The 1829-nt window shown below is 59.8% G+C and carries 2 protein-coding genes; both read left to right on the top strand.

Translation table 11 applies throughout. The features are described 5' to 3' along the window. The first annotated feature begins 140 nt into the window (after window positions 1-140). Window positions 141-1064, top strand: a complete 924-nt coding sequence (gene livH / locus BKD70_RS23090) for a high-affinity branched-chain amino acid ABC transporter permease LivH (RefSeq protein ID WP_003193535.1) — start codon at window positions 141-143, stop codon at window positions 1062-1064. Continuing rightward, window positions 1061-1829: DUF3382 domain-containing protein (locus BKD70_RS23095; protein ID WP_139145814.1), on the top strand; the 769-nt coding region annotated here is incomplete at its 3' end. The genes livH and BKD70_RS23095, both read left to right, overlap by 4 nt.

Genomic DNA, 1829 nt, shown 5'->3' on the forward strand with positions numbered 1-1829 from the left:
CGCTGGCTCACCTGAAAATCTTAAAACCGTCACCAGCGGTTCGCTGGCAAACGCTTTGTGCAACCTGGTCACAGAACAGGGCACCGAGCCGGAAATGACTCCACCAGTGAAATGCGTATCGGGTTTTTAGGAGCGCTGTAATGCCTGAGATCTATCATTTTTTCCAACAGCTGGTTAATGGCCTGACCATTGGCAGCACCTATGCCTTGATAGCCATTGGCTACACAATGGTTTACGGCATCATTGGAATGATCAACTTCGCCCATGGCGAGGTGTACATGATTGGTTCCTACGTGGCCTTCATTGCCCTTGCCGGGCTGGCCATGATGGGGATCCACTCCCTGCCGCTATTGATGACCGCTGCGTTCCTGGCGTCGATCATCGTAACCAGTGCCTATGGCTACAGCATCGAGCGGGTTGCCTACCGCCCCCTGCGGGGCAGCAACCGTTTGATCCCGCTGATTTCCGCGATCGGCATGTCGATTTTCCTGCAGAACACTGTATTGCTGTCCCAGGACTCCAAGGACAAGTCCATTCCCAACCTGATTCCGGGGAGCATTTCCTTCGGCCCGGGTGGCGCACAAGAAGTGCTGATTTCGTACATGCAGATTCTGGTTTTCGTGGTCACCCTGGTGGCCATGCTGGGCCTGACGCTGTTCATCTCCCGCTCCCGTCTGGGGCGCGCCTGCCGGGCCTGCGCCGAAGACATCAAGATGGCCAACCTGCTGGGCATCAACACCAACAACATCATCGCCCTGACCTTCGTCATTGGTGCTGCGCTGGCGGCCGTGGCGGCCGTGTTGCTGAGCATGCAATACGGCGTGATCAACCCCAACGCCGGCTTCCTGGTGGGCCTCAAGGCCTTTACCGCTGCGGTATTGGGCGGCATCGGCAGCATTCCGGGCGCCATGCTCGGCGGGCTGGTGCTGGGTGTGGCCGAAGCCTTTGGCGCCGATATCTTCGGTGACCAGTACAAGGATGTCGTCGCGTTCGGCCTGTTGGTTCTGGTGTTGTTGTTCCGTCCGACCGGCATCCTGGGCCGTCCGGAGGTTGAGAAAGTATGAGCAGATATCTTAAATCGGCGTTTTTCAGCGCCTTGCTGGTGTGGGCCGTGGCCTTCCCGGTACTCGGCCTCAAGCTGAGCATTGTCGGCATCAACCTGGAGGTGCACGGCACCGGGCCTGTGACCCTGACCGTCATCGCCCTGTGTTCGGTGCTAATGTTCCTGCGTGTACTGTTCACCCAGCAGGTCGGTGCCTTGTTCAAGGGCAACCGTGGCCCGTTGGTGTCGCCCAAGGTCAGCCAATTTCTGACCCTGCCGCGCACCCAGCGCTACATCATCATCGGGTTGATCATCGCGGCGCTGATCTGGCCGTTCTTCGGCTCGCGCGGCGCGGTCGACATTGCCACGCTGATCCTGATCTACGTGTTGCTGGGCCTGGGCCTGAACATCGTGGTGGGCCTGGCAGGCCTGCTCGACCTGGGTTATGTGGGCTTCTACGCCGTGGGTGCCTATACCTACGCGCTGCTCTCGCATTACCTGGGCTGGAGCTTCTGGATCTGCCTGCCATTGGCGGGTATGGCGGCGGCCACGTTCGGCTTCCTGCTGGGCTTCCCGGTGCTGCGCCTGCGCGGTGACTACCTGGCCATCGTGACCCTGGGCTTCGGCGAAATCATTCGCCTGTTCCTGCGTAACCTCACCGATATCACCGGTGGCCCCAACGGTATCAGCAGCATTCCCAAGCCGACGTTCTTCGGGCTGTCGTTCGACCGCACCGCCGCCGAAGGCATGCAGACCTTCCACGAGTACTTCGGGATTGCCTACAACC

The sequence above is a fragment of the Pseudomonas sp. BS-2016 genome, assembly GCF_001806145.1.
Taxonomy (GTDB): domain Bacteria; phylum Pseudomonadota; class Gammaproteobacteria; order Pseudomonadales; family Pseudomonadaceae; genus Aquipseudomonas; species Aquipseudomonas lundensis.